The sequence below is a fragment of the Dietzia sp. DQ11-44 genome (assembly GCF_014145205.1).
Taxonomy (GTDB): domain Bacteria; phylum Actinomycetota; class Actinomycetes; order Mycobacteriales; family Mycobacteriaceae; genus Dietzia; species Dietzia natronolimnaea.
On sequence record NZ_JAALEC010000394.1, the window covers coordinates 1 to 1,477 of the forward strand.

The window sequence follows — 1,477 nt, forward strand, 5'->3', positions numbered from 1 at the left end:
CGCCGGCTCCCGGGCGCGGCCCTGTCGGCCGCCGCCGGCCCCGCCGCCGGACCACCTGGCTGCGCTGGCTCAGCCCCGTCGTACTGATCCTCATCTGGCAGATCGCCGGAGCCACCGGCATCCTGCCGGAGCGGATCCTTCCCGCCCCGCAGCTCATCGCCTCCTCCGCACTGGAGCTCATCGCCTCAGGTGAGCTCGCCGACGCGCTGGCCGTCTCGAGCGTCCGCGTGGTCCAGGGGTTCGTCCTGGGGGCCGTGGCCGGACTCGTCCTGGGGGTGATCGTCGGAACCTCGCGGATCGCGGACGCCCTCGTCGACCCCCCGCTCCAGATGCTCCGCGCGTTGCCGCACCTCGGGCTGATACCGCTGTTCATCCTGTGGTTCGGCATCGGTGAGACCCCGAAGGTGCTGCTCATCGCACTCGGTGTGGTCTTCCCGATCTACCTCAACACGGCCTCGGGCCTGCGGCAGGTGGATCCCAGGCTGCAGGACATGGCGACGGTCTTCGGATTCAGCCGACGCCAGCGGCTCACCGAGGTGATCCTCCCGTCGATCGCGCCCCAGGTCCTGGTCGGCGTGCGGCAGTCGCTCGCGATCGCCTGGTTGACGCTCATCGTGGCCGAGCAGCTCAACGCCACCAACGGCATCGGCTACCTCATCATGAACGCCCGCGACTACTTCCGGATCGACGTGATCATCGTCGGCCTGGTCGTGTACGCGCTGCTCGGCATCCTCACGGACGCGGTGGTCCGCGTCGCCGAGGCCCGTGCGCTGCGCCACTACCGGTGACCACCGACCACCACCCAGGAGCCACAGTCATGACCACCACCCTCGCCCCCGCGGGCGCGCTGCGAGATGTCACCCGCAGCTTCGGCGACACCGTCGTTCTCCGCGATCTCGACCTGACGATCCCCCGCGGCGACATCGTCGCCCTGCTCGGTCGGAGCGGTAGCGGCAAATCCACCGCGCTGCGGATCCTCGCCGGACTGGACCGGGAGCTCGACGGAGGGAGCGTCCACATCGAGGGCCCCCCGGCCGTCGTGTTCCAGGACTCCCGGCTGCTGCCCTGGCGCACCGTCGCCGAGAACGTCAGGCACGGCCTCAACCGGGTCGACGTCGGACGCGGGGAGAAGACCGACCGGGTCACCGGGATCCTCGCCGAGGTGGGGCTCGGGGGCCGCGAGGGCGCCTACCCGGGGGAACTCTCCGGCGGGCAGGCGCAGCGGACCTCGCTCGCCCGGGCGCTCGTCGCCGAGCCGTCGCTGTTGCTGCTCGACGAGCCCTTCGGCGCGCTCGACGCCCTCACCCGGCGCACCATGCACCGCCTCCTGCTGCGGCTGTGGGCGCACCACGGTCTCGGGGTCCTGCTGGTGACGCACGACGTCGACGAGGCGGTGGCCCTGGCCGACCGTGTGCTCGTCCTGGACGACGGCGTCGTCGGCCACACCGAGACCATCGACCGACCCCGCGGCGGGGGA

2 protein-coding genes are annotated in these 1,477 nt (G+C 71.8%); both read left to right on the forward strand.

Annotated features, from left to right (window positions below):
- A partial coding sequence (locus tag G6018_RS10385; protein WP_241732046.1) for an ABC transporter permease occupies positions 1-788 on the forward strand: 788 nt, incomplete at its 5' end.
- Positions 789-817: 29 nt separating this feature from the next.
- Positions 818-1,477, forward strand: a 660-nt coding sequence (locus G6018_RS10390; RefSeq protein ID WP_182639549.1) for an ABC transporter ATP-binding protein, incomplete at its 3' end; no start/stop codon positions are given.